The sequence below is a fragment of the Microbacterium sp. H83 genome, from assembly GCF_001650405.1.
Lineage (GTDB): Bacteria > Actinomycetota > Actinomycetes > Actinomycetales > Microbacteriaceae > Microbacterium.
Window position 1 is genome coordinate 64,865 of the sequence record NZ_LWCU01000034.1, and the last position, 24,153, is coordinate 89,017.

The 24,153-nt window shown below is 70.3% G+C and carries 25 protein-coding genes and 1 tRNA gene; 20 read left to right on the top strand and 6 right to left on the bottom strand.

The genetic code is table 11. The features are described 5' to 3' along the window. Window positions 1–27: 27 nt before the first annotated feature. Both A4X16_RS13025 and A4X16_RS13030 read left to right on the top strand, forming a co-directional pair. Complete coding sequence (locus A4X16_RS13025) at window positions 28–1,494, top strand: NAD-dependent succinate-semialdehyde dehydrogenase (protein WP_067121197.1); 1,467 nt, start codon at window positions 28–30, stop codon at window positions 1,492–1,494. 26 nt (window positions 1,495–1,520) lie between these two features. Further along, window positions 1,521–2,885 carry an NAD-dependent succinate-semialdehyde dehydrogenase gene (locus tag A4X16_RS13030; protein ID WP_067121200.1) on the top strand — a complete coding sequence of 455 codons (1,365 nt, stop codon included), beginning with the start codon at window positions 1,521–1,523 and terminating at the stop codon, window positions 2,883–2,885. Between the two features lie 1,142 nt (window positions 2,886–4,027). On the opposite strand, the gene A4X16_RS13040 is transcribed toward A4X16_RS13030, so the two are convergent. The 3 genes from A4X16_RS13040 to A4X16_RS13050 are packed head-to-tail and all read right to left on the bottom strand — an operon-like array spanning window position 4,028 to window position 6,467. Then, window positions 4,028–4,678: a response regulator gene (locus A4X16_RS13040; RefSeq protein ID WP_067121204.1), complete on the bottom strand. Its 651-nt coding sequence runs from the start codon at window positions 4,676–4,678 to the stop codon at window positions 4,028–4,030. Continuing rightward, a complete protein-coding gene (locus A4X16_RS13045) occupies window positions 4,669–5,802 on the bottom strand; it encodes a sensor histidine kinase (RefSeq protein WP_067121205.1) in 1,134 nt (377 codons plus the stop codon). Before A4X16_RS13045 ends, A4X16_RS13040 begins: the two co-directional genes overlap by 10 nt. After that, the gene (locus A4X16_RS13050; RefSeq protein WP_082914462.1) at window positions 5,799–6,467 is read right to left on the bottom strand and encodes a DedA family protein; all 669 of its coding nucleotides are present in this window, start codon (window positions 6,465–6,467) and stop codon (window positions 5,799–5,801) included. The genes A4X16_RS13045 and A4X16_RS13050 overlap by 4 nt, the downstream gene beginning before the upstream one ends. Before the next feature lie 223 nt (window positions 6,468–6,690). Between A4X16_RS13050 and poxB the strand changes: the two genes are divergently transcribed. From poxB to A4X16_RS13095, 9 genes are all read left to right on the top strand, one after another. Beyond that, window positions 6,691–8,415: a ubiquinone-dependent pyruvate dehydrogenase gene (poxB, locus tag A4X16_RS13055; protein ID WP_067121209.1), complete on the top strand. Its 1,725-nt coding sequence runs from the start codon at window positions 6,691–6,693 to the stop codon at window positions 8,413–8,415. A 153-nt stretch (window positions 8,416–8,568) separates the two neighbouring features. Then, window positions 8,569–8,641: transfer RNA gene (locus A4X16_RS13060), tRNA-Trp, on the top strand. Between the two features lie 39 nt (window positions 8,642–8,680). After that, complete coding sequence (gene secE / locus A4X16_RS13065; RefSeq protein WP_067121211.1) at window positions 8,681–8,953, top strand: preprotein translocase subunit SecE; 273 nt, start codon at window positions 8,681–8,683, stop codon at window positions 8,951–8,953. A 42-nt stretch (window positions 8,954–8,995) separates the two neighbouring features. After that, complete coding sequence (gene nusG, locus A4X16_RS13070) at window positions 8,996–10,087, top strand: transcription termination/antitermination protein NusG (RefSeq protein ID WP_067121213.1); 1,092 nt, start codon at window positions 8,996–8,998, stop codon at window positions 10,085–10,087. A gap of 217 nt (window positions 10,088–10,304) precedes the next feature. Then, window positions 10,305–10,736: a 50S ribosomal protein L11 gene (gene rplK / locus A4X16_RS13075; protein WP_067121215.1), complete on the top strand. Its 432-nt coding sequence runs from the start codon at window positions 10,305–10,307 to the stop codon at window positions 10,734–10,736. Between the two features lie 11 nt (window positions 10,737–10,747). Then, window positions 10,748–11,437, top strand: a complete 690-nt coding sequence (gene rplA, locus A4X16_RS13080; RefSeq protein ID WP_067121217.1) for a 50S ribosomal protein L1 — start codon at window positions 10,748–10,750, stop codon at window positions 11,435–11,437. Between the two features lie 163 nt (window positions 11,438–11,600). Continuing rightward, a complete protein-coding gene (locus A4X16_RS13085; RefSeq protein ID WP_067121219.1) occupies window positions 11,601–12,422 on the top strand; it encodes an amino acid ABC transporter substrate-binding protein in 822 nt (273 codons plus the stop codon). A 3-nt stretch (window positions 12,423–12,425) separates the two neighbouring features. Further along, complete coding sequence (locus A4X16_RS13090) at window positions 12,426–13,091, top strand: amino acid ABC transporter permease (protein WP_067121221.1); 666 nt, start codon at window positions 12,426–12,428, stop codon at window positions 13,089–13,091. After that, on the top strand, window positions 13,078–13,905 hold the full coding sequence (locus A4X16_RS13095; protein WP_067121223.1) for an amino acid ABC transporter ATP-binding protein: 828 nt from the start codon (window positions 13,078–13,080) through the stop codon (window positions 13,903–13,905). The genes A4X16_RS13090 and A4X16_RS13095 overlap by 14 nt, the downstream gene beginning before the upstream one ends. A 47-nt stretch (window positions 13,906–13,952) precedes the next feature. Here the strand turns inward: A4X16_RS13095 and A4X16_RS13100 are convergent, their stop codons facing one another. Then, window positions 13,953–14,675 carry a LysE/ArgO family amino acid transporter gene (locus tag A4X16_RS13100; RefSeq protein WP_067121225.1) on the bottom strand — a complete coding sequence of 241 codons (723 nt, stop codon included), beginning with the start codon at window positions 14,673–14,675 and terminating at the stop codon, window positions 13,953–13,955. Between the two features lie 70 nt (window positions 14,676–14,745). On the opposite strand from A4X16_RS13100, the gene A4X16_RS13105 reads away from it, so the two are divergent. The 6 genes from A4X16_RS13105 (at window position 14,746) to A4X16_RS13130 (ending at window position 18,888) form a co-directional block, all read left to right on the top strand. Beyond that, window positions 14,746–15,618 carry a LysR family transcriptional regulator ArgP gene (locus A4X16_RS13105; protein WP_157560189.1) on the top strand — a complete coding sequence of 291 codons (873 nt, stop codon included), beginning with the start codon at window positions 14,746–14,748 and terminating at the stop codon, window positions 15,616–15,618. 256 nt (window positions 15,619–15,874) lie between these two features. Beyond that, the gene (locus A4X16_RS13110) at window positions 15,875–16,498 is read left to right on the top strand and encodes a SipW-dependent-type signal peptide-containing protein (protein ID WP_067121442.1); all 624 of its coding nucleotides are present in this window, start codon (window positions 15,875–15,877) and stop codon (window positions 16,496–16,498) included. Between the two features lie 2 nt (window positions 16,499–16,500). Then, on the top strand, window positions 16,501–17,118 hold the full coding sequence (locus A4X16_RS13115) for a SipW-dependent-type signal peptide-containing protein (protein ID WP_067121229.1): 618 nt from the start codon (window positions 16,501–16,503) through the stop codon (window positions 17,116–17,118). A gap of 11 nt (window positions 17,119–17,129) precedes the next feature. Continuing rightward, window positions 17,130–17,738 (top strand): signal peptidase I, encoded by a 609-nt coding sequence (locus A4X16_RS13120; RefSeq protein WP_067121231.1) that lies wholly within the window; start codon window positions 17,130–17,132, stop codon window positions 17,736–17,738. After that, window positions 17,735–18,391 carry a hypothetical protein gene (locus tag A4X16_RS13125; RefSeq protein ID WP_067121233.1) on the top strand — a complete coding sequence of 219 codons (657 nt, stop codon included), beginning with the start codon at window positions 17,735–17,737 and terminating at the stop codon, window positions 18,389–18,391. Before A4X16_RS13120 ends, A4X16_RS13125 begins: the two co-directional genes overlap by 4 nt. Further along, the gene (locus A4X16_RS13130) at window positions 18,388–18,888 is read left to right on the top strand and encodes a hypothetical protein (protein WP_157560191.1); all 501 of its coding nucleotides are present in this window, start codon (window positions 18,388–18,390) and stop codon (window positions 18,886–18,888) included. Before A4X16_RS13125 ends, A4X16_RS13130 begins: the two co-directional genes overlap by 4 nt. 25 nt (window positions 18,889–18,913) lie before the next feature. Here the strand turns inward: A4X16_RS13130 and A4X16_RS13135 are convergent, their stop codons facing one another. Next, window positions 18,914–19,606: a YqaJ viral recombinase family protein gene (locus A4X16_RS13135; RefSeq protein ID WP_067121236.1), complete on the bottom strand. Its 693-nt coding sequence runs from the start codon at window positions 19,604–19,606 to the stop codon at window positions 18,914–18,916. A 104-nt stretch (window positions 19,607–19,710) separates the two neighbouring features. Continuing rightward, entirely contained in the window at window positions 19,711–21,075 is a 1,365-nt protein-coding gene (locus tag A4X16_RS13140; RefSeq protein WP_067121238.1) for a glucose-6-phosphate dehydrogenase, read from the bottom strand. Window positions 21,076–21,122: 47 nt separating this feature from the next. Here A4X16_RS13140 and A4X16_RS13145 point away from each other — a divergent pair, with 47 nt between their 5' ends. The 3 genes from A4X16_RS13145 to rplL all read left to right on the top strand — a co-directional run bounded on the left by A4X16_RS13145 (window position 21,123) and on the right by rplL (window position 24,062). Beyond that, window positions 21,123–22,916 carry a glycoside hydrolase family 15 protein gene (locus A4X16_RS13145; protein WP_067121240.1) on the top strand — a complete coding sequence of 598 codons (1,794 nt, stop codon included), beginning with the start codon at window positions 21,123–21,125 and terminating at the stop codon, window positions 22,914–22,916. A gap of 228 nt (window positions 22,917–23,144) precedes the next feature. Continuing rightward, complete coding sequence (gene rplJ / locus A4X16_RS13150) at window positions 23,145–23,633, top strand: 50S ribosomal protein L10 (protein WP_067121242.1); 489 nt, start codon at window positions 23,145–23,147, stop codon at window positions 23,631–23,633. Window positions 23,634–23,681: 48 nt separating this feature from the next. Continuing rightward, window positions 23,682–24,062: a 50S ribosomal protein L7/L12 gene (rplL, locus tag A4X16_RS13155; protein ID WP_067121244.1), complete on the top strand. Its 381-nt coding sequence runs from the start codon at window positions 23,682–23,684 to the stop codon at window positions 24,060–24,062. The last annotated feature ends 91 nt before the right edge of the window (window positions 24,063–24,153 follow it).

A 24,153-nucleotide genomic window follows, 5' to 3' on the forward strand; every position in this document is an offset into this window, starting at 1 on the left:
CCGTACGCCCCCAGAGAAAGAGAACCCATGAGCACTCAGACAGAGCAGGCGCTGCTCGACAGCATCCCCACCGGCCTCTTCATCGGCGGCGAGTGGATCGACGGCGAGACCGGCGCGACGTTCGACGTCATCGACCCGTCGACCGGAGACGTGATCCGCACGATCGCCGACGCGACGCCGGGCGACGGCATCCGCGCTCTGGATGCGGCCGTGGCCGCGCAGGACTCGTGGGCCGCGACCGCCCCGCGCACCCGCAGCGACATCCTCCGCCGGGCGTTCGACCTCGTGCAGGAGCACAAGGAGGACCTCGCGCTGCTGATGACCCTCGAGATGGGCAAGCCGCTCGCCGAGGCCCGCGGCGAGGTGGTCTACGGCGGCGAGTTCCTCCGCTGGTTCAGCGAGGAGGCCGTGCGCATCAGCGGCCGCTACGGCATCAACCCCGAGGGCACCGGCCACATGGTCGTGTCGCAGCGCCCGGTCGGTCCCTCGTTCTTCGTGACGCCGTGGAACTTCCCGTTCGCGATGGCGACGCGCAAGATCGCGCCCGCGCTGGCGGCCGGCTGCACCGTCGTGATCAAGCCCCCGGCACTCACGCCGCTCACCACGATCTTCTTCACCTCGCTGCTCGAGAGGGCCGGGCTCCCCAAGGGCGTCGTCAACGTCGTGCAGACCTCGAAGTCGTCGGCCCTGTCGGCGCCGATCATCGCCGACCCGCGGCTGCGCAAGCTGTCGTTCACCGGCTCGACCGAGGTGGGGCGCAAGCTCATCGCGCAGGCCGCCGAGGGCGTGCTGCGCGTCTCGATGGAGCTCGGCGGCAACGCGCCGTTCGTCGTGTTCGACGACGCCGACCTCGACAAGGCGGTCGACGGCGCGCTGGCCGCGAAGTTCCGCAACATCGGCCAGGCCTGCACCGCCGCCAACCGCTTCATCGTGCACAAGGACGTCGCCGGCGAGTTCGCCAAGCGCGTCACCGAGCGCGTCCAGGCGATGAAGATCGGCCGCGGCACCGAGGACGGCGTCGCGATCGGCCCGCTCATCGACGAGGATGCCGTCGCCAAGGCCGGCGAGCTCGTCGACGACGCCGTCGAGCGCGGCGCCACCCTGCTCGCGGGCGGCAAGGCGCTCGAGGGCACCGGCACGTTCTACGAGCCCACCGTGCTCACCGACGTCGTCGCCGGATCCGCGATCCTCCGCGAGGAGATCTTCGGACCGGTGCTCGCGATCGCGACGTTCGAGACCGAGGAGGAGGCCGTGCGCCTCGCGAACGACACCGAATACGGTCTCGTCTCGTACGTGTTCACCGAGAACCTGCAGCGCGGTCAGCGGATGATCGATGGCCTCGAGACGGGCATGATGGGTCTCAACGTGGGCGTGGTGTCGAACGCCGCCGCCCCCTTCGGAGGCGTCAAGCAGTCGGGCGTCGGCCGCGAGGGCGGTCTCGAGGGCATCCACGAGTACCTGTCCACCAAGTACACGCTGATCCCGGTCTCCTGACCGGACGACTCAGAGGAGGAGAGAACATGACCGATTACGCCGTCATCAACCCCGCCACCGGAGAGACGCTGGCGTCCTTCGACACGTTCACCGACGCCCAGATCGAGGAGGCGGTGGCGGCCGCCGACACCGCGCACCGCGAGTGGTCGCGCTCGTCGACGGTCGCCGAGCGCGCCGCGCTGATCCGCCGCGTCGCCGAGCTGCACCGCGAGCACCGCGAGTCGCTCGCCGACATCTTCGTCCGGGAGATGGGCAAGCCGCGCGAGGCGGCGCTCGGGGAGGTCGACTTCGCGGCCGACATCGCCGAGTACTACGCCGACCAGGCCGAGGCGATCATGGCCGACCAGCCGATCGCGATCCTGGGGGAGGGGTCGGCGATCATCCGCCGCTCGTCGCTCGGACCGCTCGTGGGCATCATGCCGTGGAACTTCCCGGCGTACCAGATCGTCCGCTTCGCCGCGCCGAACCTCATCGTCGGCAACACGATCCTGCTCAAGCCGGCACCGCAGTGCCCCGAGTCGTCGACCGCGATCGCCGCGATCTACGACGAGGCGGGCTTCCCGCCCGGCGCCTACCAGAACGTCCTCGCGACGAACGAGCAGATCGCGGGCATGATCGCCGACCCGCGCGTGCAGGGCGTCTCGCTCACGGGCTCCGAGCGCGCCGGCGCCGCGGTCGCCGAGGTCGCCGGGCGCCACCTCAAGAAGGTCGCCCTCGAACTCGGCGGGTCCGACCCGTTCATCGTGCTCTCGACGGACGACCTCGACGCGACCGTGCAGGCCGGCGTCGACGCGCGTCTCGACAACAACGGCCAGGCATGCAACGGCGCCAAGCGGTTCATCATCGTCGACGGCCTGTACGACGCGTTCGTCGAGAAGTTCACGGCCGCGATGGCAGCCGTCGAGGCGACCGACCCGATGCGCGACGACACCGTGCTCGGCCCGGTCTCGTCGGAGACGGCCGCCGAGAACCTGCAGAAGCAGATCGACAGGGCGGTCGAGCAGGGCGCGACGCTGCTGACCGGCGGCACGCGCGACGGGGCGTTCTTCGCGCCGACCGTGCTGGCCGACGTCACGCCGGCGATGGACGTGTACCGGGAGGAGCTGTTCGGGCCGGCGGCGGTCGTGTACCGCGCCGCCGACGAGCAGGCGGCGGTCGACCTGGCGAACGACACGACGTTCGGCCTCGGCTCGTACGTCTTCACGACGGACGCCGAGCAGGCGGAGCGCGTGGCCGACGGGATCGAGGCGGGCATGGTCTACGTCAACCTCGTGCTCGCGGACAGCCCGGAGCTGCCGTTCGGCGGCATCAAGCGCAGCGGCACTGCTCGCGAGCTCGGGCACCTCGCCGCCGACGAGTTCGTCAACAAGAAGCTCATCCGCGTCGGCTGAGCAGTCGGGCGAAGAGGGGCGGATGCTGCGGCATCCGCCCCTTTTCCCGTTTCAGCCCCGGACCCGTTCCGGCCCCGGACCCGTTCCGGCCCGGGTACCCGTTCCGGCCCGGGTACCCGTTCCGGCCCCGGTACCCGTTCGTGCCGTCGGTTCCTGTCGTCTGTTGCTGTCGTCCTCTCCCGCCGAGGTACCCGTTCGTGCCGCCCCGGACTTGTCGTCTGCAGGGTCGAAGCTCGGATGCAGGCCCGAAACGAGGTTCTGGGCATGCAGACGTGCGTCGGGCATGCAGATGAGACCCGGGCGTGGGACGGGGTGCTCGATACGGCGTCCGAGCACGAGATCCGTACCATGCGGGCGACGCGAGGTGGCGGATGCTCTGGACATGGCTTCCGGACTTGTCGTCTGCAGGGTCGAAGACCGGGTGCAGGCCCGAAACGAGGTTCTGAGCATGCAGACGTGTTTCGGGCATGCAGATGAGACCCGGGCGTGGGACGGGGTGCTCGATACGGCGTCCGGGAAGGAGGTCCGCACTTTGCCGGCGACCGGCGGCTGATGCTCGGGCCATGGCTTCCGGACCTTCCGTCTGCAGGGTCGAAAACCGGATGCATGCCCGAAACGAGGTTCTGGGCATGCAGACGTGCGTCGGGCATGCAGATGAGACCCGGGCGTGGGACGGGGTGCTCGAGACGGCGTCCGAGCACGAGATCCGTACCATGCGGGCGACGCGAGGTGACGGATGCTCGGGCCATGGCTTCCGCACTTGTCGTACGCAGGTTCGAAAACCGGATGCAGGCCCGAAACGAGGTTCTGAGCATGCAGACGTGGTTCGGGCACGCAGATGAGACCCGGGCGTGGGACGGGGTGCTCGATACGGCGTCCGAGCACGAGATCCGCAGTATGCGGGCGACGCGAGGTGGCGGATGCTTTGGACACGGCTTCCGGACCTTCCGTCTGCAGGGTCGAAAACCGGATGCATGCCCGAAAGCAGGTTCTGGGCATGCAGACGTGTTTCGGGCATGCAGATGACAGGGCCAGGACGGGACCGGACCAGGACAGGACGCGGCCAGGCCAACGGCGGGCAAGGACGGGACGGGGTCAGGGACAGGGCCAAGGCCGGGACAGGGCCGCGAGGCGGAGCGACGTCAGTCGGCATGTCCGAGGTAGGCGAGCACGGCGAGGACCCGGCGGTTGACGCCCGCGCCGGTGGCGACGCCGAGCTTCGTGAAGATCGTGTTGATGTGCTTCTCGACGCCGCTCTGGCTGACGAACAGGCGCTCGGCGATCCCCGCGTTGCTGTGTCCCTCGGCGATCAGCTCGAGCACGGCCGCCTCCCGCTCGCTGAGTTCCGCCATACGCGGGTCAGGGCCCGACCGGTCGGCGATCAGCCGTCGGATGACCTCGGGATCGAAGGCCACGCCGCCGTCCGCGACCCGTACGATCGCGTCGAGGAATCCGGCGATGTCGGCGACGCGGTCCTTGAGCAGGTAGCCGACGCCCCCGCCGCCGTCGAGCAGCTCGCTCGCGTACCGCCTCTCGACATGCTGCGAGAGCACGAGCACGGCGACGCCGGCGTGCTCGCGGCGGATGCGCAGCGCGGCGCGGATGCCCTCGTCGACGTAGTCCGGCGGCATCCGTACGTCGACGATCACGAGGTCGGGTCGGTCGACCCGCAGGGCGGCCATCAGCGCATCCGCGTCGGCCACCGACGCGACGACCTCGTGACCCTCTGCGACGAGCAGCTGCACGATGCCCTCGCGGAGCAGCGTCGAATCCTCGGCGATGGCTATGCGCACGGGATCACCGCCTCGATGACGGTCGGTCCGCCCGGCGGGCTCTGCACGTGCAGCACGCCGTCGCGCGCGGCGACCCGCGAGGCGATGCCGGTGAGGCCGGGGCCCGAGGCATCCGCGCCGCCGACGCCGTCGTCCTCCACCGTCACGGAGAGGAACGCGGGCTCGCTGCGCACCCGGATGCGGATGCTGCGCGCCTGCGCGTGCTTGATCGCGTTCGTGACGGCCTCACTGGCGACGAAGTAGGCCGCGGTCTGCGCGGCGCGACCCTCGTCGGGAAGCGCGTCGACCACGAGGTGCACGGGCATCGAGACGCGGTCCCGCAGGGCTTCGAGGGCTGCGGCGAGGCCGTCGCGCTCGAGCATCTCGGGGTAGGTGCGCCAGGCGACGTCGCGGAGGTCGTCGAGGATGTGCTGCGTCTCGCGGCGAGCACCGCTGAGCAGCCCGGCGGCGTCATCCGGCTCCGCCCTCTCGGCGCGCGCGAGCAGGATCGACAGCGCCACCACGCGCTGCTGCACGCCGTCGTGGATGTCGCGCTCGATGCGACGGCGCTCGGCGTCGACGGCCGACACGACCTCGTCGAGTGTCGCATGCAGGCGCACGACCTCGTCCGAGAGCTCTCCGGCGCCCGGTCGCTGGAACGACTCCCAGATCCGACGCTCGAGCCAGGCGATGCCTCCGAGCCCGGAGAAGGCGAGGAACAGGAGCACGAGGCCCGGGACGACGAAGAGGCCGACGGTGACCCAGGTCACATGTCCCGGACGCGCGCTGAAGAGCGCGACCGGGCCGCCGGTGGTCGCGGCGACGAGCATCTGCACGCCCACCACGACACCCGCCCCGATCAGCACGAGGATGCACAGCACCACCGCCTGCAGCAGCGCCGAGAGAGCGAGGAGACCGCGCTGGCGCGCGGCCCGCGGGGGAGTGGGGCGAGGGATGCCGTCGATCCAGGTGAGACGCGCGGCGAGCCTCCTGACGACGGCCGATGCCGGTCGTCGGGGCGCCGTGACGACGGAGAGCAGGGTGGGCGCGAGCATCCACACCGCGGCGGCGGTGCCGCCCAGCATCCGCGCCAGGTCCCGCGCGATCGCTCGCGGTGGAGCCGGATCGGGGGCGAGGGGCGTCATCCCTCCATTGTGCCGTGCGCGCCCTGAGCGTCCGCAGGTGCAGCGTCGGACGAGGACTCCGCCGCGGTCGCCCGCTCCTCCGCCGAGCCTGTCGCGCTCGCACGCTGGCGCACCCGCATCACGACGAAGACCGTGACCGCCACGATCACGGCGGCGACGACGACGACCTGCAGTCCGTCGGCGTACTGCTCGATCGACTGCCACTGCTCGCCGAGCAGATAGCCGGCGAGGACGAACACGGTGTTCCAGATCGCGCTGCCGGCGGCGGTGAGCAGCGTGAAGCGCACGAGCGGCATGCGCTGCACGCCGGCCGGGATCGAGATCAGGCTGCGGAAGATGGGGATCATGCGTCCGAAGAACACGGCCTTCGAGCCGTGCCGGGCGAACCACTCGTCGGTGCGGTCGACGTCGGAGACCTTCATCAACGGCATCCGGTCGACGATCCGGCGCAGACGCACCGGTCCGAGCCACGCGCCGAGGCCGTACAGGGCGAGGGCGCCGACCACCGACCCCACCGTGGTCCACACGAGCACCTCCCACAGCACGATCGAACCCTGGCTGGCGGTGAAGCCCGCGAGGGGGAGCACGACCTCGCTCGGGATCGGAGGGAAGAGGTTCTCGACGGCGACCGCCACGCCGGCGCCGATGCTGCCGAGCGCCTCCATGAGGGCGATCGCCCACGACGCGAAGACGTTCAGGTTCTCAGAGGTGTCCACTCCTCCGAGGCTACGGAGCGCGAGGGAGGGGGTCACTGCGGCTGGCCCTCCGTCGAGGTGCGGAAAACCGGAAGACCCGGTGCGCGACGGCCGCCGGAGCCGCGACGGATGACGCAGGGGCGCTCGTCATCCGACCGGTCCTCGCCTCGTCGGCCGGGCGTAGGTTGGAGGCATGGCCACTGTCGCAGCGAACATCGTCAAGACCCTCCGCGCCAACGGGATCGACCACGTCTACGGTCTCCCCGGTGACTCCCTCAACGGCTTCACCGACGCCCTCCGGAAGGACGGCCGCATCCGATGGGTGCATGTGCGGCACGAAGAGTCCGCGGCCTTCGCGGCGGCGGCGGATGCTGCGCTGACGGGCGACCTCGCGGTCGTCGCCGGCTCGTGCGGTCCCGGCAACCTGCATCTCATCAACGGACTCTACGACGCGAACCGGTCGCGCGTGCCGGTGCTCGCGATCGCCGCCCACATCCCGACCACCGAGATCGGCACGGGGTACTTCCAGGAGACGCACCCGCAGGAGCTCTTCCGCGAATGCAGTGTCTACGTCGAGTACGTCGCCGACCCCGCGCAGATGCCGCGCCTGCTGGAGATCGCGATGCGCGCCGCGATCGAGCAGCGCGGAGTCGCCGTGCTCGTGATCCCGGGCGACGTCGCGCTCTCCGAGATCGCCGACGACCGCGCCGTCGTGATCGAGCGCACGCGACCCGTCGTCGTGCCCAGCGGCCCGGAGCTCGAGCGCGCCGCCACCCTGCTGAACGCCTCCACGAAGACGACGATCCTGGCGGGGGCCGGCGTCGAGGGCGCGCACGACGAGGTGATCGCTCTCGCCGACCGGCTGGGCGCCCCTATCGTCCACGCGCTGCGCGGCAAGGAGTTCATCGAGTACGACAACCCGTTCGACGTCGGGATGACCGGGCTCCTCGGCTTCGCGTCGGGCTATCGGGCGATGGAGGCCGCCGACACGCTGCTCGTGCTGGGCAGCGACTTCCCGTACGAGCAGTTCTATCCCGAGAAGGCGACGACGATCCAGGTCGACATCCGCGGCTCGCAGCTCGGCAGACGGCATCCGCTCGATCTCGGTCTCGTGGGCGACGTGCGGGCGACGGCGGAGGCCCTGCTGCCGCGCCTCGCGGAGCGCACCGACCGCGGCCACCTCGACGACGCGACGGCGCACTACCGCAAGACCAGGGCGAAGCTCGACGACCTCGCGACCCCGACCAGGGCCGGGCGGCCGATCCATCCGCAGTACCTCGCGCGGCTGCTCGACGAGCAGGCGGCCGACGACGCCGTCTTCACGGCCGACGTCGGCTCGCCGACCGTGTGGGCCGCCCGCTACCTGTCGATGACCGAGGGCCGTCGCCTGATCGGGTCGTTCACGCACGGATCGATGGCGAACGCCCTGATGCACGGGATCGGCGCGCAGGTGTCGCACCCCGATCGTCAGGTCGTCGCGCTCGCCGGCGACGGCGGACTCGCGATGATGCTCGGCGAGCTGCTCACGCTCACCCAGAACGGGCTCCCCGTGAAGACGATCGTGGTGAACAACTCGTCGCTCAACTTCGTGGAGCTCGAGATGAAGGCCGCCGGCTTCGTGAACTACGGCACCGAGCTGACCAACCCGAGCTTCGCGGCGATCGCCGAGGCGATGGGCATCTTCGCGCGCCGGGTCGAGAACAGCGAGGACCTGCCGGATGCCGTGCGCGAGGTGCTCGCGCACGACGGCCCCGCGCTGCTCGACGTCGTGACCGAGCGGCAGGAGCTGTCTATGCCGCCCGCCATCGAGGCCGCGCAGGTCAAGGGCTTCGCGCTGTACGCGATCCGCACCGTCATGTCGGGCAAGGGCGACGAGCTGCTCGACCTCGCGCGCGCGAACTGGCGTCAGTTCCTCTGAGACGGCCGCGCTCCGGCTCCGGTTCGGCAGCGGCCGAAGGATGCCGTATGCTGGATCAGCAGTCGTTGTCTGCATTCTTTCGCCGTGCCCCGGTCGTCGTGATCGGGTCGGGGTGGCAGGATGGAGATGACACCCCGAGACCATCCGGTCTCTAGGGCGGTAGCTCAATTGGCAGAGCAGCGGTCTCCAAAACCGCAGGTTGCAGGTTCGATTCCTGTCCGCCCTGCGCGTCAGCGCACGCTGACACACGAAAGGTACATTCAGGATGGATCAGGACGAACCGCGCGGCGACGTCGTCGCGGCAGGGGCCACCCGCGAGAAGAAGCGCGGAGTCCTCGGCTTCTTCGGGAGCATCGCCCTGTTCTTCCGTCAGGTCATCGCAGAGCTTCGCAAGGTCGTCACTCCGACCCGCAAGGAACTGGTCAAGTTCACCGCGGTGGTGCTCGTCTTCGTTCTCATCGTCATGGGCATCGTCTACGGACTCGACACGCTGTTCGCCTGGGTGACGCACGTGGTGTTCGGGGTTCCCGGCGCCTGATGCCCTTGCGGCCGCGAGCCGCAGTGATTGGAAAGAAACAACGTGGCTGAACGATATTCCGACGACGCCGACTGGGCGACGGCTGCCGAGCAGTCCAGCGAAGAGGACGAGGCCCAGGAGGGCAACGTCCTGGCCGCGGAAGAGCTCTCCGTGACCTCCGCCGAGCATGTCGCCCTCCACATCGAGGACGTCGACGGCGAGGTCGAGACCAGCACCGACGAAGACACCGACATCGACATCGACGACCCGGAGGCGGATGCGATCGTGAACGACGCTCTCAACCTGGACGAAGCGGCTGAGTCCCAGGCCGCCGCTGAGGTCCTCAACGATTCCGTGGCGGAGGAGACCGCCGAGCAGGAGGCCGAGGCCGCCGACGAGGTGACCCCGTACGACGGGCCCGACGTGAACGGCGACGACGATCGCCCCTCCCTGGACCTCGACGAGGACGACCCCGTGGCCGCAGCCGTGGAGGCTGAGGAGGACGCGGAGTCCGACGACTCGGAGTCCGACGAGGACCCGTACGAGGCGTTCCGCATGGACCTGCGGATGCTCCCGGGCAAGTGGTACGTCATCCACTCGTACGCGGGCTTCGAGCGCAAGGTCAAGGCGAACATCGAGCAGCGCAAGTCGACGCTCGAGGTCGAGGACGAGATCTATCAGATCGAGGTCCCGATGGAGGACGTCGTCGAGATCAAGAACGGCCAGCGCAAGATGGTCACCCGCGTGCGCATCCCCGGCTATGTGCTGGTGCGCATGGAGCTCACGGAGGACACCTGGTCGGTCGTCCGCCACACCCCGGGTGTCACCGGCTTCGTGGGCAACGCCCACAACCCGACGCCGCTGCGCTTCGAGGAGGCCTTCAACATGCTGAAGTCCCTCGTCGAGGTCAAGGACGTCCCGACCGCCAAGAACATCGCGGCCAAGGGCGGCGTCGCCGTCGCGCGTCCGCTGCCCGCCGAGGTCGACTTCGAGGTCGGCGAGACCATCACGATCAAGGAGGGCTCGTTCGCGGGTCTTCCCGGTTCGATCAGCGAGATCAAGCCCGAGAGCGGCAAGCTCACCGTGCTCGTGTCGCTCTTCGAGCGCGAGACCCCGGTCGAGCTGTCGTTCGACCAGGTCACCAAGATGATCTGATGCTCCGCGTCTTCGAGAACGGCCGTCCCTCGCGGGGCGGCCGTTCTCGCGTTCCCGGAGGGCGCGCGACCGCGGACATGCGCCGAGGCTCGGGATCGGGTAGACTCATGTGGTTTGTGTGCCGCTTCGGCGTGCGCGCAGACGACCACGCTCCGGAGATGCCGGGGATGTGGGAGAAGCGGATGCTCCGGCATCCGATTCGATGAAAGGAAAGAGAATGGCACCGAAGAAGAAGGTGACCGGCCTGATCAAGCTTCAGATCAACGCCGGTGCAGCCAACCCGGCGCCGCCGATCGGCCCCGCGCTCGGTCAGCATGGCGTCAACATCATGGAGTTCTGCAAGGCGTACAACGCCGCGACCGAGTCGCAGCGCGGCAACGTCATCCCCGTGGAGATCACCGTCTACGAGGACCGCAGCTTCACCTTCGTCCTGAAGACCCCGCCCGCGGCGGAGCTCATCAAGAAGGCAGCCGGCGTGCCCAAGGGCTCGTCGACCCCGCACACCGTCAAGGTCGCGAAGATCACCAAGGAGCAGGTCCGTCAGATCGCCGAGCAGAAGCAGGCCGACCTGAACGCGAACGACATCGAGGCCGCCTCGAAGATCATCGCCGGCACCGCCCGCTCCATGGGCATCACGGTCGAGGGCTGAGGAGAATAATCATGGCTACCAAGTCCAAGGCTTACAAGGCTGCCGCCGAGAAGATCGAGGCAGACCGCTACTACACCCCGTCCGAGGCCGTCGCCCTCGCGAAGGAGACCGGCTCGACGAAGTTCGACTCGACCGTCGAGGTCGCGCTCAAGCTCTCGGTCGACCCCCGCAAGGCGGACCAGATGGTGCGCGGCACCGTCATCCTCCCGCACGGCACCGGTAAGACCGCCCGCGTCATCGTCTTCGCCACCGGCCCCGCGGCCGAGGCCGCGATCGCCGCAGGCGCCGACGAGGTCGGCGGCGCCGAGCTCATCGAGAAGGTCGCCGGCGGATGGACCGCGTTCGACGCGGCCGTCTCCACCCCGGAGCTCATGGGCCAGGTCGGTCGTCTCGGAAAGGTCCTGGGTCCGCGTGGACTCATGCCGAACCCGAAGACCGGCACCGTGACCCCCAACACGGCCAAGGCCGTCGAGGAGATCAAGGGCGGAAAGATCGAGTTCCGCGTCGACAAGCACGCGAACGTGCACTTCGTCGTCGGCAAGTCGTCGTTCTCGGCCGAGCAGCTCAACGAGAACATCGGCGCAGCGCTCGAGGAGATCGTCCGCCTGAAGCCGTCGAGCTCCAAGGGCCGCTACATCCAGAAGGGCGCCGTGTCGACCACGTTCGGCCCCGGCATCCCGCTGGACGTCAACGCCATCTGAGTGTGATCCCGGAAAGGCCCCCGCATCTCGCGGGGGCCTTTCTGCATCCCGTGGCGGCGACACGCGACGTCATCGATGTGGGATGCTGACACGAACGCACGTACTGTGGGTGCGTTCCGCGCGCCACAGCACCCGCGCCCCATCGCACCCCAGGAGGGTTCTCATGTCCCGTCGCCTCATCGCCGTCACCGCTCTGGTCGTCGTCGCCGCCGCAGGGCTCACCGCATGCAGCGGGAGCACCTCCCCGGAGAGCGGCTCCTCGAGTGAGGGAGGGGCGGGCGACGAGTTCGGCCTCGTCAAGGACGGCGTCCTCACGGTCGCGACCGAGGGGACCTACCGTCCGTTCAGCTTCCACGACGACGGCGGCACCGGCGACCTCACCGGCTTCGACGTCGAGATCATCCAGGCGGTCGCCGAGAAGCTCGACCTCGAGATCGAGTTCCAGGAGACGCAGTGGGACGCGATCTTCGCGGGCCTCGACGCCGGACGCTTCGACGTGATCGCGAACCAGGTCAGCATCAACGAGGAGCGCCAGGAGAAGTACCTCTTCAGCACGCCCTACACGGTCTCGCCCGGCGTGATCGTCGTCGCGGAGGACGACGACTCGATCTCGTCGTTCGACGACCTCGCCGGCAAGACCACGGCGCAGTCGCTCACGAGCAACTGGTACGACCTGGCCACCGAGTCCGGCGCGACGGTCGAAGGCGTCGAGGGATGGGCGCAGGCCGTCGAGCTGCTGCGTCAGGGCCGTGTCGACGCGACCGTCAACGACAAGCTGACCTTCCTCGACTACGAGACCACGAACAGCCCGTCCGGACTGAAGATCGCCGCCGAGACCGACGAGGCGGGCGAGCAGGCCCTGGTGTTCACGAAGGACAAGGAGTCGCTCGTCGAGGCCGTGGATGCCGCGCTGGAGGAGCTGCGCGCCGACGGCACCCTGGCGGAGATCAGCGAGAAGTACTTCGGCGAAGACGTCACCCAGTAGCCCATGGAGAACCCCTGGCAGCTGTTCTTCGACTCGCTCGGCCCCATCGCGCTCGCGGGGCTGACGGCGACGGTTCCGCTCGCCCTGGTGTCGTTCGCGCTGGGACTCGTGATCGCGATCGGCGTCGCGCTGATGCGGATCTCGATCAACCCGATCGTGTCCGGCATCGCGCGCTTCTACATCTCGGTGATCCGCGGGACGCCGATGATCGTCCAGCTGTTCGTCATCTTCTACGGCCTCGGGTCGATCGGGCTCAAGATCGACCCGTGGCCGAGCGCGATCATCGCCCTGTCTCTCAACGTGGGCGGGTACGGGGCGGAGGTCGTCCGCGCGGCCATCCTCTCGGTGCCGAAGGGGCAGTGGGAGGCCGCGTACACGGTCGGCATGAACCGCACGCGCACCCTCACCCGGATCATCCTGCCGCAGGCGGCGCGGGTGTCGGTGCCGCCGCTGTCGAACACGTTCATCTCGCTCGTCAAGGACACCTCGCTCGCGTCGCTGATCCTCGTCACCGAGCTGTTCAAGGTCGCGCAGCAGATCGCCTCCGCCACCCTGGAGTTCATGGTGCTCTACCTCGCCGCCGCCCTGGTCTACTGGGTGATCTGTCTCGTCCTGTCGTTCGGGCAGAGCGCGCTCGAGAGGAGGCTGGACCGCCATGTCGCCCAGTGAGCAGTCCGCGCACCGCGGGCAGGCGTCGACCCGCGATCAGCTCCTGACCGCTCGGGGGCTGCGCAAGAGCTTCGGGGCCCACGAGGTGCTCCGGGGTATCGACCTGACGCTGCACCGCGGCGAGGTCGTCGTGCTGATCGGGCCCAGCGGCTCGGGCAAGACGACCGTGCTCCGGACGCTGAACGGCCTCGAGACGCCGGACGCCGGCACGCTGGTGGTGGCGGGTGGGCCGGACATCGACTTCTCGCCGGGGACTCCGCAGAGCGCTCGCGAGCGCGGGCGGCGGCGGCTCGCCCTGCGCGACCGCTCGGCGATGGTGTTCCAGCATCACAATCTGTTCCCGCACCTCAGCGTCCTCGAGAACGTCATCGAAGGGCCGTGGCGCGTGCAGGGCCGACCGAAGGCCGAGGTGATCGCCGAGGCGCAGGCGCTCCTCGCCCGGGTCGGTCTCGCCGACAAGGCCGACGCCCGCCCCCATCAGCTGTCGGGCGGGCAGCAGCAGCGCGTCGGCATCGTCCGCGCGCTGGCTCTGCGCCCGGACCTGCTGCTCTTCGACGAGCCGACGAGCGCCCTCGACCCCGAGCTGGTCGGCGAGGTGCTGCTCGTCATCAAGGAGCTCGCCGACGAGGGGTGGAGCATGGTCGTGGTCACGCACGAGCTCAGCTTCGCGCGCGAGGCCGCGGACCACGTGCTGTTCCTCGACGGCGGCGTGGTCGTCGAGGAGGGGCCGCCCGCACAGATCTTCGAGGGGCCGCGGCACGAGCGCACGCGACGCTTCCTCAGCCGCATCCTTCGTCCCCTCGACGGGGACTGACCGCGGCGGCGGCCCTCGGTCAGCCGCCGAGAACGGGCAGCCCTCGGTCAGCCGCCGAGAACGGGCAGCACGAGGCTGACGGCGAGCGAGATCATGACGACCGCGATGGTGCCGTCGAGGACGCGCCACGATCGCTCGGTGCGCAGCCAGCGTCCGAGGTAGCGGGCTCCGAAGCCCAGCGCGGTGAACCACAGGATGCTGGCCGTGATCGCCCCGCCCGCGAACAGCCAGCGCTCGTCGCCGTGGGTCGCGGCGATCGAGCCGAGCATGAGCACGGTGTCCAGATAGACGTGCGGATTGAGCCATGTGAGCGCGAGCACCGTGAGCACGACCGGTGCGAGGGCGCTCCGAGCACGCGTGCGCGGGCGGGTGGTCGTCGCACTCGACCCGCCCGACGGCTGCGGGTCGGCGGGGGCGCGGTCGGCGAGGGCGCCGTGGTCGGCGCCGAGGCCGTCGTCGCCGTCCGAGCCGTCGACGCGCAGCTGCTCGCCGCCCCGCCAGGCGCGCCGGGCGGCGAGGATGCCGTAAGCCAGCAGGAACAGAGCGCCCGCCCAGCGAGCCACCACGACGAGCCACGGCGCTGCGGAGATCACGAAGCCGAGCCCGGCCACCCCCGCGAGGATCAGCAGGGCGTCCGAGAGCGCGCAGATCACCACGACGGGCAGCACGTGCTCCCGGCGGATCCCCTGGCGCAGCACGAAGACGTTCTGTGCCCCGATGGCGATGATGAGCGAGAGGCCGAGTCCGAGGCCCGAGAACAGCGAGAGCATCCCTCCACGCTAGGAGCCATCGATCATGAGCGCCAGCGAGGATTCCTTGCGCAGCATTAGCATCGCTCATGTGAAGATCGATCCGGAACTCGCCGCCACCATCGCCGCCGTCGCCGATGAGGGGACGCTCGACGCCGCCTCGCGGGTGCTGCGGATCACCCCCTCCGCCGTCAGTCAGAGAGTGAAGACCCTGGAGCAGCAGCTCGGGCGCGTGCTCGTCGTGCGCACGAAGCCGGTGCGGCTCACGGAAGCGGGGGAGGCGGTGGTGCGCCTCGGCCGGCAGATCGCCCTGCTCGAGCACGACGCGCTCGGCGGGCTGGGCCTCGAGGGCGGCGCTCCCCGCGTCCGCATCCCGCTCGCCGTCAACGCCGACTCGATGGCGACGTGGTTCCTTCCGCCGCTCGCCCGCCTGTCGGCCGACCGCGACATCGACTTCGACCTGCACCGCGACGACCAGAACTACACGGCGCGACTGCTGGAGTCCGGCACGGTGATGGCCGCCGTCACCAGCGAGGAGCAGCCGGTGGCAGGATGCTCGGTCTCGCCGCTGGGCGTGCTCGAATACCGCGCGATGGCGGAACGCGGTTTCGCCGAGCGGTGGTTCGCCGAGGGTCCCACGCGCGAGGCTCTGGGCGCCGCACCGTTCGTCGACTTCGACCGCCGGGACACGCTGCAGCACGAATGGCTGGCGGCGATGGGCGTCGCCCACCAGGCCGTGCCGCGACACTACGTGCCGGCATCCCACGACTATGCGCTCGCCGTCCGCCTGGGGCTCGGGTGGGGGATGGTGCCGCTGCAGCAGAACGAGGACGACCTGGTGCCCCTCGGCGGCCCCGCGCTGCGGGTGCGCCTGTTCTGGCAGCAGTGGAACCTCCGCTCCGAGGTGCTCGACGCGGTCGCGGCCGCTGTGGCCGCGGAGGCGGCGGACGTGCTCGCGCGGTGAGCGGCGGCACGTTCGCGACAGGGCGAGTCCGGCATCCTGTCGAGCGGTGATATGTTCGCACACGATTTCGTCCATGCAAGTCCAGCGATGCCGGTGACACTCTGGACGGAATGTTCGCGTTAACCGTCAGATGGCCTTGTGGAGTCCAGAAGGGTGAGCGAGGATTGCGGGCAACCACTGACCGCGCGGAGGCAGGTCACTGAGGGGCGACCTATCCCCGCTTCCGCGCGTCTCGATCCCTGAGGGGGGAATGATCATGGCCACGAAGGACACTCGACGCAAGGTTCTCGCCGTTCTCGCAGGAGGGCTCGTGCTCGGCGTCGGAATCGGGGTGACCCTGGCGGCGTGGAACGACTCGGAGTCCGCGACAGGGACGTTCACCGCCGGCGCGTTCAACCTCGAGGGGTCGACGACGAGCGCCACCGCCGGATACGCGAGCCACAACGTCGATGCCGGTGACGCGGCGGCGACTCTCGCGTTCACGCTCCCCGCCGTCGCCTCGTCGATGTCGCCCGGCGACGTCGTCTACGCGCCGTTCTGGGTGCGGCTGGACAGCACCACGACGAACAGCGCCACGCTGCTGCCGACCGGCGTCACCGCGGGCACCGGCGGCAATGAGGCGAACCTCTCGTACTCGGTCACCGCGATCGCTCCCGCGGCGACGTGCGGCGCCGGCGCGACGGGCACGGTCGTCGCGAGCGGAGCGACACTCGCCGCGCAGACCGGAGCGACGTCGGTCGCGCTCGCCGAGGGAACGCCCGCCGGGACCGCGGGGGTGCCGGTGCAGCTGTGCTTCGCCGTCACCGCCGGTGCAGGGCTCGTCCAGGCCACGGCGGCGACCGCGACCTGGGAGTTCACGGCGACCTCGACCGCCGACTGATCATGCCCGGCACCCGCAGATCCATGCGGGAGGGGAAGCGCCTGCGCTCCCGCCGGATACGGGCCGTCCTCGCGGGTGGTCTCGTGTTCGGCGTCGGCGCGACGATGACCCTGGCGGCATGGAACGACTCCGAGAACGGGAGCGCCACGTTCACGGCCGGACGATTCGACATCGTCGGTGCGGTGGACGGTGCGACGTTCTCGAGCCACCCGGTCGGCACTCCGGCGGCGCTCTCCTTCAGCGCCCCGTTCGGCGCGATGGTGCCCGGCAGCACGGTGTACGCGCTCTTCAGCGTGAAGACCGCGAATCCGTCCGTCGCCGGATCCCTGCAGCTCAGCACCGCCTCGACAGCGGGGACGGGGCTGGGCACCTACCTGCGGTTCGGGGTGCGGACGATCGCGGGCACGGCCTGCAACGCGACCACCTACCCGGCGGGCGTCTCCGTCGTGCCGGACAACTCGACCTTGGCGACGGCCGGCACGACGTCGCAGGCGGTGGCCGCCAACGGCGGCTCGACCGTGAACTACTGCTTCGCCGTGAGTCTTCCCGCGGCCACGGACAACACGGCTCAGGGGCTCACCGCCATCCAGACGTGGCAGATCCTCGGGACGGCCTCCTGAGAGGGGGAGTGATGGACGCACCGACGACGCGCCGCGCCCTGCGGGAGCAGGAGGTCGGCCGCGCCCTCGACGGCGGCCGCGACACCGCGCCGCACCGGCGCGGGGGAGTCGGTCGCGCTCTCGGCGACGTCGTGCTCTGGATCGCCGCGGCCGCCGGCGTCGTCTGCATGGTGCTCGTCGTGCTCGCCCTGACCGCGAACATCACCCTCATCATGTTCCGCACAGGGTCGATGTCGCCGACGATCCCGGCCGGCTCTGTCGCGGTCGTGCAGCAGATCCCCGCATCCGCCGTCGAGGTCGGAGACGTCGTCACGGTCGACCGCGTGGACGACCTGCCCGTCACGCACCGGGTCACCTCCGTGTCCGCGGGGGCGACGGCAGCCGAGCGCGTGCTCACCATGCGGGGCGACGCGAACAGCGCGGACGACCCCTACCCGTACCCGGTGCGGACGGTCCGCACCGTGCTGTTCTCCGTGCCGGGGATCGCGTCGGTGATCGTCGCCCTGGGCGACCCCGTCGTGCTCGGCACGCTCACGGTCGCCGCGACCGCGCTCGTCGTGTGGGCGTTCTGGCCCCGCCGGGTCCGCGACGGACGGCGCACGTCGGGAGCGGAGCCGTGACCGCAGGGCGGGGCGGAGCCCTGGCGCGCGCCGGTGCGACCGGCATCCTCGCGGCCGGGATGCTGGTGGCCGCCGCTCCTGTCGCTCCCGCTGCGGCGGCGCCCAGAACCGACGTCGTGCAGGGCGAGGTGCTGCGTCTCGTCTCGGTCGCCGACTGGGCGGCCGCGTCGAGCCTGCTGCCCGGACAGCCGATCCGCTGGGATGTGACCGTCAGCGCGGACGCGCCGGACCCCGGCACCGTGCGCGTCGGGATCAGCGCGACCGGCGACGCGGACCTCGTGGTCGACGCCGCCCTGTGCACGCGGCCGTGGACGGAGGCGGGATGCCCGGCGGAGGCGTCCGTGCTGAAGGACGGATGGGACCTCCCGCGTGACGGTTCCGAAGTCCCTCTCGTCGAGATGGCCGACACGGACGTGGCGCACCTCAGATTGACCATCGCCCTGGACGGCGCCGATCTCGGCAGCACCGATGTCCGGATCCACGCGCAGGGGGCGGGGGAGTCGGCTGCGGTCGGCCCTGATGGGGGCCTCGCCACGACGGGACTCCCGCCCTCCGTGCCGTGGGCCGCCGGCGGGGCGATGGCCCTGCTCGCGGCGGGCGGGGCGCTCGCCGCGACCCGACGCCGACGCTCGGTCGTCGAGGACGAGCCGTGAGCGCGCGACGGTTGCTCGCGGGTGTGGCGGGCGCGGCGCTGCTGATCGGCATCGGCATCGCACCGGTGCCGGAGGCGACGGACGCGACGTTCACGGACCGCGAGTACGGGCGCGCGACGTTCAGCGCGTTCACCGTCCCCGTCCCGACCATCACCTCGTGCACCGCCGTGAACAACGCCCTCGGCATCTTCGACAGGGTGACCCTCGTGTGGACGTCGGCGTACCCCGCGACGGGCGTTCGCCTCACTCTCACGCAGGGCACGAACACAGCGGTCGTCCCCGCCGCCAGCATCACGACCACGGGACCCGTCGCGGGTGTCTACACCCACACGGCGGTGCTCTCTCAGGGGCTGCTCGTCAGCCTGCTCGCCAACCTGCTGGGGAGCACCACGACACTGACGGTGAACAATCTCCTCGCCGGCACGTCTTGGGTGTCCGTGGGCGCCACCCGCCTGCTGACGGTGGGAGCACTGGGGATCGGGTCGAGCTGCACCTGAGGGCGCTCGGATCCGCGGTCGGCCCTCAGTCGGCGAGGGCCAGCGCGCGGAAGGCGTCGCGTTCGCGAAGGTGCTCCCGGCGGCTGGCCGCGGCGGCCGCCGTCGCCGCCGCGATGCGGGCGGGCACCTGCTGCCCGGTGGTGCGGCGGTACAGCTCGTCGATCAGCTCGGTGGCGAGACCGACGAGCTTGGCGATCTCGCGATCGTCCCGATCGATCCACACGCAGCGCGGTTCGTCGTGGACGGGCGCGAAGTCGACGTGCTCCTCCCACACGAACAGCGTGCGCTCGGCGCCGAGCACGTGCTGCTGCCACCACACCTGACGGAGGTACGTGCGCGGGATGCCGCGGAAGGCCTTGTTCGTCGTCTTGATCTCGGCGAGCTCGACCCGGCCCTGCGCGTCGACGGCGATGCCGTCGGGGGTCGCGAGGTGACGGTGCTCGACCTCGGCGCGGAACAGCGCGGAGGACGGGAGGATGCCGTGGGTGGCCGCGACCCAGGCGGCGATCTCGGGCTCGCGGCGGCGTCCGTGATCGGTGTAGGCGTTGCCCCCGAAGCGGGGTCCGCCTCCGAGCTTCGAGTCCGCGGCGCGCGCGATCGATCTCTCGCTGGTGAGGCCGGCGACATCGGTGGCCGTGATCCCGCGGGAGCGGGCCCGCATCCAGGCCACGCGGTCGCGGGAGTCCGCGACGATGCGAGCGTGGAGTTCCGGGGTCACGCATCGAGCGTAACCCGGGCCGCAGACCCCGGCGTCCGCACACGCCGCCCTGCGGCATCCGTCCGTCCGGCGCCGCCTCTCCGACGTCGGATCCGCGCAAGCGCTCAGTCGTTCGCCGGCCACCCCTCGGGTCCGGAGGATCCGGCGACGTAGTCGTCGAGGGGCACATCGCCCCGTCGCCAGGCCTCGAGGATCGGGGCGACGATGCGCCAGGACTCCTCGGCGGCGTCTCCGCGCACGGACAGCATCGGGTCGCCGTCCAGCACCCCGGACAGGACCTCGGCGTACGCCTTGAGGGCGCCCTCGCCCAGCTCGGCGGACAGCGTGGCGCGCTCCAGCTCGAAGGGGTCCTCCGAGGCGTTGAGGTTGAGCTCGAGGGACATCCGATCCGGACCCAGCGAGAAGCGCAGGACCGCCCCGTCGGACGTGCCTGTGAGGCCGTGGGGCAGGTGACGGACCGGGCGGAAGCGCACGACGATCTCCCGGGCGGGCGTGCCGAGGGCCTTGCCGGACCGGAGCCGGAAAGGGATCCCCGCCCAGCGCGCGTTGCGCACCTCGAACGTCGCCTCCGCCAGCGTCTCGGTCCGGTTTCCCGGGTCGACTCCCGGTTCGTCGACGTACGAGGGCTTCGCATCGCCGTCGATCTCGCCCGCGGTGTACCGCGCTCGCCGCGACGATGCCGCGGGGTCGTCGCCCCACACCGAGGTCGCGCGCAGCACCGCGCCGGTCGCCGCACGGAAGTCGATCTCGTCGAGGGCGGCGGGCTCCTCCATCGCCAGGACGGCGAGCACTTGGAGGAGGTGGCTCTGGATCATGTCGACCAGTGCGCCGGCGTGGTCGTAGTAGCCGGCGCGTCCCTCCAGAGCCAGCGATTCGTCGTAGACGATGTCCACGGACGCGATGCTCTCGGCGGACCAGAGCGGTTCGAGGATGCGGTTGGCGAACCGAGCGCCGAGCAGATTCAGCGTCGTCGAACGCCCCAGGAAGTGATCGACGCGGAACACCTGGCTCTCGGGGACGAGCGCGGTGAGCACGCGGTTCAGTTCCCTGGCGCTCTCCTCGTCCGTGCCGAAGGGCTTCTCCATCACGAGCATCGCGCCCGCGGGCAGCATGTCGGGGGTGAGCGTCGCGATGCTCGCGGTGGCGACGGACGGGGGAACCGCGAAGTAGAGAGCGACCCGGCCGGCGAGTCCGCTCAACAGGGAACGCAGGTCCTCGTCCCGCGTGATGTCGGTGCGCGCGTACCTCGCCTCCACGCGAGAGGCGGCATCCTCCGCGCCCATCGAGGCGAAGGCCGTGCGGACGACGGCCTGCAGCTCGGCATCCGTCCATTCCTCGCGGTCCGCGCCGATGATCCGCACCGAGCGCGCGGGCTCCCGGGTCAGCAGCTGACCCAGTGCGGGCAGCAGCAGCCGGGAGGTCAGGTCGCCGGAGGCGCCGAGGATCACGAGCGTCGTCGCATCAGTCATGTCCTCACGCTAGCCCTCGCCGACGCGGGCCGTGCGAGAATCGGGCGATGCCGGCTCACATCGAGGACTACGCGCTGCTCGGCGACTGTCGCACCGCGGCGCTGGTCTCCCGGGAGGGGAGCATCGACTGGCTGTGCATGCCGAGGTTCGACTCGCCGTCGATGTTCGGCGCCCTCCTCGGCGACGAGAGCAGCGGGCACTGGAGTCTACGACCGGTCGACGCCGCGACCCACTCGGAGCGGAGCTACGTCTCCGACACGTTCATCCTCGTGACCCGCTGGGAGACCGCGGGCGGGGTGGCGGAGGTGCACGACTTCCTGCCGATGCGTCACCATCGGGCCGACGTCGTCCGTCGGATCGTCGGGATCTCCGGCGCGGTCGAGTTCACGACAGAGCTGCGGCTGCACTTCGACTACGCGCGGTCGCTGCCGTGGGTGCGTCAGGTCGGCACGCCCGACGAGCCGGCGCTGCACGCCACGGCCGGGCCGGAGGCGGTGATCGTTCGCGGTGCGGCGCTGGTGGCGAGCGACCACGCGCACACGGCGACGATCCGGGTGTCCGGCGGCGAGGTGCGGGATCTCACGATGGGGTGGTTCCGCTCGCACGAGCAGACGCCCCCTGCGCTCGACGTCGACACCGCGCTCGCCGAGACCCGCGACTGGTGGCAGGGCTGGGCGGCGGGCATCGAGCACGACGGACCTCACCGCGACGAGGTCGTGCGGTCGCTGCTCGTGCTCCGCGCGCTCACCCACCGGGACACCGGAGGCGTTGTCGCGGCGGCCACGACCTCGCTTCCGGAGCAGTTCGGCGGGTCGCGCAACTGGGACTACCGGTTCGTCTGGCTCCGCGACGCCTCGCTCACGCTCGAGGTGCTCATCGAGCACGGCTTCCTGAAGGAGGCCCACCACTGGCGGCACTGGCTCCTGCGGGCCATCGCCGGGGAGCCGGCCGAGGTGCAGATCATGTACGGCATCGCGGGAGAGCGCGACCTCCCCGAGCGGGAGATCCCGAGCCTTCCCGGGTACGAGGGCGCCGCACCGGTGCGGATCGGCAACGGCGCCGTCCATCAGTACCAGGGCGACGTGGTCGGCGAGGTGCTCGTCGCCCTCGAGGCCGCGCGCATCGCCGGCCTCGAGGAGGGCGACTACTCCTGGCCCCTGCAGCGCGCGCTCATCGAGAACGTGATCGCCGGCATCGACCGTCCCGACAACGGCATCTGGGAGATCCGGGGCGAGCCGCAGCGCTTCACGCACTCGCGCGTCATGATGTGGGCGGCTCTCGATCGGGGCGTGCGCGCGGTGCGCGAGCACGGACTCGCGGGCGATGCCGACCGCTGGGCGGCGGCGCGCGACGCCCTGCGCGCCGAGATCGAGCGCTGCGGCGTCGACCCCGATCTCGGCTGCTTCGTGCAGCACTACGGATCGACCGAGGTCGACGCGTCGCTGCTCGTCCTGCCGCAGGTCGGGTTCTGCGCGGCCGACGACCCGAGGATGCTGCGCACCGTCGCTCGGATGGAGGCCACCCTGCTGCGCGACGGGCTGCTGCTGCGCTACCGCACCGAGACGGGGGTCGACGGGCTGCCCGGCGACGAGCATCCGTTCCTCGCGTGCAGCTTCTGGCTCGTCGAGCAGTACGCCGCCAGCGGGCGGAGGGCCGATGCCGAGGAGCTCATGCGTCGTCTCGTCGGGCTGGTCAACGACGTCGGCCTGCTGTCCGAGGAGTACGACGTCCCGTCGGGGCGCCAGGCGGGCAACACCCCGCAGGCGCTGTCGCATCTGTCGCTGATCAGGGCGGCGGACTCGCTCGGCGGTCACGCGGGCCGCGCCGCCCACCGCGGCTGAGCCGATTTGGGGCTCCGTGCTCCGTCGGGTAGAGTGGGGGCAACCGAAGACCGCTGGTCATCGTCGTGCGTGTGAACGCGAGGCGATCGAAGCTCTGCTCAGCAGGGGCCCGCGCAGGACACGAACTTCTCAGAGCTCCGTGCGCTTGCGCCGGAGCTTTTCTGTTGCGTGCGGTCCAGGTCGGCGCCTCACCGCCGTGAGGCGCCTCGTACACACCAAGGAGTGACCATGGCGCAGAAGGATGCATCGGTCGCCGAGCTCACGAAGTCATTCGAGGACTCGACTGCCGTTCTGCTGACCGAGTACCGCGGTCTGACGGTTGCCCAGCTCAAGGAGCTGCGCAACAGCATCCGTCAGGACGCTGAGTACGCCGTGGTGAAGAACACGCTGACCAAGATCGCCGCCAACAAGGCTGGCATCACCGCGCTGGACGACGACCTCAAGGGTCCGTCGGCCGTCGCGTTCGTGCACGGTGACTTCGTCGCCACTGCCAAGGCTCTTCGTGACTTCGCCAAGGCCAACCCGCTTCTCGTGATCAAGGCCGGCATCTTCGAGGGCAACGCCCTCACCGCCGACGAGGTCAACAAGTACGCCTCGCTCGAGAGCCGTGAGGTTCTGCTGGCGAAGGCTGCGGGCATGATGAAGGCGACGATGGGCAAGGCTGCCGCCACCATCGACGCGCTTCGCGAAAAGCTCGAGACCGCCGAGGCCGCGTAAGCGTCCGACGTTCTCGTACACCAACCCCATCTATCTAGGAGATACATCATGGCGAAGCTTTCCACTGAGGAGCTGCTCGAGCAGTTCGCTGGCCTGACCCTCGTCGAGCTCAACGACTTCGTGAAGGCGTTCGAGGAGAAGTTCGAGGTCACCGCTGCTGCACCCGTCGCCGTCGCCGGCGCTGCGGGTGGCGCTGGTGCCGAAGAGGTCGAGGAGAAGGACTCCTTCGACGTCATCCTCGAGGCTGCAGGCGACAAGAAGATCCAGGTCATCAAGACCGTCCGCGAGCTCACCTCGCTCGGTCTCGGCGAGGCCAAGGCCGTCGTCGACGGTGCTCCCAAGGCCGTGCTCGAGGGCGCGAACAAGGAGACCGCCGACAAGGCGAAGGCTGCTCTCGAAGAGGCAGGCGCCACGGTTACCCTCAAGTAATCCGTTCGGGATGCGGCGCAGCGCGCCGACTCCCGAGAGCGTCTGAACGCTTCACGGAAGCCCCGGGTCCGCCCGGGGCTTTCGTGCGTCC